Source organism: Dietzia sp. DQ11-44 (assembly GCF_014145205.1).
Taxonomy (GTDB): domain Bacteria; phylum Actinomycetota; class Actinomycetes; order Mycobacteriales; family Mycobacteriaceae; genus Dietzia; species Dietzia natronolimnaea.
Map to the genome: position 1 here is coordinate 1 of NZ_JAALEC010000159.1, position 4713 is coordinate 4713.

At 70.3% G+C, this 4713-nt stretch carries 4 protein-coding genes and 1 pseudogene; 3 read left to right on the forward strand and 2 right to left on the reverse strand.

From position 1 onward, the window contains the following. Window positions 1–433: pseudogene (locus G6018_RS04950) on the reverse strand (AAA family ATPase); the annotation flags it as partial. Window positions 434–570: 137 nt separating this feature from the next. On the opposite strand from G6018_RS04950, the gene G6018_RS04955 reads away from it, so the two are divergent. Continuing rightward, complete coding sequence (locus G6018_RS04955) at window positions 571–1770, forward strand: sterol desaturase family protein (protein WP_182610917.1); 1200 nt, start codon at window positions 571–573, stop codon at window positions 1768–1770. 106 nt (window positions 1771–1876) lie between these two features. Here the strand turns inward: G6018_RS04955 and G6018_RS04960 are convergent, their stop codons facing one another. After that, window positions 1877–2209: a VOC family protein gene (locus G6018_RS04960; RefSeq protein ID WP_182610918.1), complete on the reverse strand. Its 333-nt coding sequence runs from the start codon at window positions 2207–2209 to the stop codon at window positions 1877–1879. Window positions 2210–2354: 145 nt separating this feature from the next. Here G6018_RS04960 and G6018_RS04965 point away from each other — a divergent pair, with 145 nt between their 5' ends. Together G6018_RS04965 and G6018_RS04970 are read left to right on the forward strand one after the other, a co-directional pair. Then, entirely contained in the window at window positions 2355–2495 is a 141-nt protein-coding gene (locus G6018_RS04965) for a hypothetical protein (protein WP_179525730.1), read from the forward strand. 87 nt (window positions 2496–2582) lie between these two features. Then, entirely contained in the window at window positions 2583–4700 is a 2118-nt protein-coding gene (locus G6018_RS04970) for an NAD(P)/FAD-dependent oxidoreductase (RefSeq protein ID WP_347237799.1), read from the forward strand. Window positions 4701–4713: the final 13 nt, after the last annotated feature.

Below are 4713 nucleotides of genomic sequence, written 5' to 3' on the forward strand. Positions count from 1 at the left end.
TCCTCCGCCGGTACGCCACGCCCATCGGCCGGGGGAGCGTCGCGGCGAAGAACGGCTCGGCGGCCGGCGAGCGCCAGTCCACCAGCAGGGGGGTGCCGGTCGGGTCGATCAGCCCGATGCGGCCCACGTAGACCGGATCGGCGCCCCCGGTGAAGGCGACGTGCCCGATGCACAGGTCCAACCCGAAGGGCCGCAGGGTGGTGAGTTCGGCGACGAGGCGGCGGATGTCCGCATCGCGGTCGATGGTCTGGGCGCCGGTACCGGCCGGGTCGCGGCGACGGGCGCCCAGGCGGGCCGACAGGTCGGCGACCCGCTGCGCGAGGCAGTCCGCGATCGCCGAGAACTGCTGTTCGTCGGCGGCGATCAGGGCCGGATCGGCCTTGCTCCGAAGGTGGTCGGGGAGAGCGAAAATGCTGGTCGGCAGGGGTGGCATCGCGCTAGTGTGCGCCCCCACCGGGGTCTTGCGGCAAGACCCCCACCAGCTATATCTTGAAAGGGGAACAGGGAACGTCGGCCCGACCCGAGGCTCCCGCCCTCGCGCCACAGTGACCCACGTCATATCCTCAGAGCGTGAAGGTTGATCTGACGGTCCTGGCCATCCCCGGTTTCATCGCGGCGATGGCGGCCGAATACGCATGGCAGTCCCGCAATCCGGCGGAAGGGGAGCGGGCCGGCGACTACGAGTTCGCCGACACCATGGCCAGCCTGTCGATGGGCGTGGGCAGTCTGGTGGCTCCGTACGTGGCGGACACGCTGCTCGCCCCCGTCACCCCGCGCACCGGCCGGTACGCCAAGGCGCTGATGGGCCTGTCCCTCGCGGCGGCGGCCGCAGCGACGGTGGGAGACGTGGTGCGGCGCACCCGGGCCACCGGTCTGCTCAGGGCGGGCGCGTTGCCGTCGAGGGTGTCGTCATCCCTTTCGAGTCGAGCACCCCTATCGAGCCAAACGTCCCTGTCAGGCCGGGCGATGGGGAACGACGACGACGAGGTCCTCACCTCCGACCCGGATCCCGTCCCCGGGGCCGCCCAGGTGCTGCCCGCGCTGCGACGCATCACCGGAGGGTCGGCGGTGACGTCGCTCGCCTCGGCGGTGGTGACGGTCTCGACGTTGTGGAGTGCGGAGACGGCCGGCAAGAAGCTCTTCCGACTCTCCCCGTTGGATCTGGGCACGGGGCCGCTCGCCTACGCGGTGGCGATCCTGGGGTGGGACTTCATCTACTACTGGAACCACCGCTTCGATCACGAGAGCCGCTGGCTGTGGGCCATGCACGTGGTGCACCACTCCAGCGAGCGCTACAACCTCTCCACCGCCCTGCGCCAGCCGGTCGCCGAGGCGTTGACGATCTACGTGCCGTACGGGCTGCTCTCGCTGCTGGGGGTGCGGCCGGCGCTCGTGCAGGACGCCCGCGCGATCAACCTGATCTACCAGTTCTGGGTCCACACCGAGGTGATCCGGTCGATCGGGCCGTTCGAGCGGGTGTTCAACTCGCCCGCCCACCACCGCGTGCACCACGGCAGCAACCGCGAGTACCTGGACCGGAATCACGGCAGCATCCTCATCCTGTGGGACCGCCTGTTCGGCACCTTCGAGCCCGAGGGGCAGAAGGTCGTCTACGGGCTGACCACCAACATCGATACGTTCAACCCGGCGCGGATCGCCTCTCACGAGTGGATCGCGATCGCCCGAGACGTGTTCCGATCCGAGACCTGGAAGGACCGGGTCGGCTACCTGGTGCGCGGGCCGGGGTGGGCCGGGGCGCGGCGGGCGTGACGCCGCTGACCTGGGGTGCCCTGCACGGACGGTCCAGGGCATCGCAGGTCAGCGAGCGGTCAGCCTAGCCCGCCACCAGGAACCAGGTTCCCAGTGCGCCCAAGGGTCACTGCCCGGTGATGACGACCCGGTTCCCGTCCGGATCGCTCAGCAGGAGGATCCGTGCGCTGCCACCCGGGACCGGGCCATCGTGGGCGATGCCGCTCGCGGTCAGCCGGGCCGCGGCGGCGTCGAGGTCGGTCTCGTCGAGGACGACGGTCGAGTGGCCTGCGCGCTCGGGCTCGGACCACACCTGTAGTCCGAAGGTGTCGCCCGGGTGCCATTCGATGAGGCCGGGCATGGGCCGCAGGTCGGGGGCGCGATCGAACAACAGGGAGTACCACTGCTCGGCGCGGGCGATATCGCTGACAGTGCACTGGGCGAGGATGCGACGGATCATAAGGCGCTCTTCCGACGGTGGAGTGCGCTCACCGTAACAGCTCGCGTCCCGTGCCAGCGTGAAGGCCGCCGCAGCGTAACGGGTCACCGGTAGGGTTCGATTTCGCGTGTAAGGCACCGCACCCGCACTGGTAAGGAGCGACATCGTGTTTCCCTCTGGCTCGATCGAGAATCCGCTGCGCTATCTCTTCGGCCCCGGGCCGGGTGAGGCGTCCTGTCTGGCCCTGACGCCCGAGTGCATGGGCCTGCTGCCGTATCTCGCCGCCCGGTTCGGCATGGGCTCCTGACGCACTGCGTCACGAGCGCGTCGCCCCGCCCGGCGACAACTAGAACCTGTTCTTGACACCCGTCAACCCCCGCGTATTCTCCTCAGGGTGACCACCCTCACCTCCTTCCCTCGTCTCCTGTCGCCCGGGCGTATCGGCCCCATGTCCACGGCCAACCGCATCGTCCTGCCGGCCATGGACATGAACGTCTCGGAGGACGGTGAGATCGAACAGCGGGAGATCGACCACTACGTCGCCCGCGCCGCCGGCGGTGCCGGGCTGATCATCACCGGCGCGTGCGCGGTCGCCTTCCCGCACGGCGCGGCGTCAATGAAGGAACCGGGGCTCTCGGACGACAGGTTCCTCCCCGGGCTCACGGCCCTGGCGGACGCCGTCCACGCCGCGGGGTCGAAATTGTGTGTGCAGTCCACGCATCACGGCAAGGTCGCGCGGGTGGACATCGCGAACGACCGGCCGGTGATCGCCCCCAGCGCGCCCGATTACGACTACGACTACTCCGCGTTGGCCGACAGCACCCCCGACGAGCTCGGCAGGATGGGCGCCGCCACCGGTGGCAAGAAGACGGTCTACCGGGAAATGACCGGCGAGGACATCGCCTGGCTCGTCTCCACCTGGGCCGATGCCGCCGACCGCATCGCCCGGTCCGGAGCGGACGCGATCGAGATCCACGTGGCGCACGGCTACATCCTCGGGGTGTTCCTCAACCGCCGCGACAACCAGCGCACCGATTCCTACGGCGGGTCGCTGACCAACCGGGCGCGACTCGCGTGCGAGGTCATCGCCGCGGTCAAGGAGCGGGTGGGGGACACGCTCGCGGTGTTGGTGCGGGTGTCCGGTGAGGAGTACGGCCAGGACGGCGGGTTGACGCTCGAGGAGGCCATCGAGGCCTCACGCATGTTCGAGCGCGCGGGCGCCGACGCCATCCATGTGACCGGGTGGGGCCGCAACCCCTTCGACAACTTCACCGACGGCCCCCTGCCGGACACCGTCGGCGCGTACCTGGACAACGCGGCTGCCATCAGGCAGGCCGTGTCGGTGCCGGTGATCGCGGTGGGCCGCATGCTGCCGGAGGTCGCGGAGAAGGCGATCGACGACGACAAGGTGGACTTCGCCGCCATGGGCCGGCAGTTGCTCGCCGATCCGGAGCTGCCCAACAAATTGGCCGCCGGCACACCCGAGCTGGTGCGACCGTGCATCAACTGCTACTTGTGCGTGGCCGAGAACTTCTTCGACGACACCCCCTTCTGCGCGGTCAATCCGGCGTTGGGCAACGAGACGCTGCTGCCGCTGACTCCGGCGCCGGCCCGAACCCACGTCGTGGTGGTGGGCGCGGGTCCGGCCGGGCTGGAGGCCGCCCGCGTGTTGGCCGAACGCGGTCACCGCGTGACGGTGGTGGACAAGTCCGACCGGCTCGGCGGCACGATGTGGTTCTCCAGCCTCACGACTCCGGACAACGAGCCGCTCATCCGCTGGTTCGCCGCCGAGATCGATCGCCTGGGCATCGACGTCCGGCTGAACACCGAGGCGACGCTGGACTCCCTCCGTTCCCTGCAGCCCGACTGGGTGGTGGTGGCCACCGGGGCCGTGCGGCCCGCGCCGCAGATCCCCGGCGGGGACCTGCCGCACGTGCACACCGGCGACTCGCTGCGGGCCACCATGCTGGGCACGGCCACCGCCGACGAGGCCGGGCTGGCGCTGCGGGTGATCGGGAGGCTCGGCCGCCTGTCGGGCATCACCAAGCGACCAGCGTGGATTCGTTGCCTGACCAGGATCGCGCTCCCGATGGGCAAGGACGTGGTGGTGATCGGCGGTTCGCTGGTCGGACTGGAACTGGCCGAGTTCTTGGCCGAGCGCGGTCGGCGCGTGACCCTGCTGCACGACGGTCAGCAGCTCGGACTGCCCCTGGCCATGCCGCGCCGGTGGACCGCCGTCCGCCACGCGCGCGAGCACGGGGTGGCGATCCACCGCCGGGTCACCGTCACCCGGATCACCGAGTCCGACGTGCAGTGGACCGACCGCAAGGGCAACGCCGCCTCGGCTCCGGCCGACATGGTGATCTATGCCGACGGCACCACTGCCTCCGCGCCCCTGGCCGACCAGCTGCGCGAGGCCGGCGTCGAGGTGGAGGTGATCGGCGACGCCGGAGAGGTGGGCTACATCCACGGCGCGATCCACTCGGCGTGGAAGGTCGCCACGGTCGGGTGAGCACGGTCGGGTG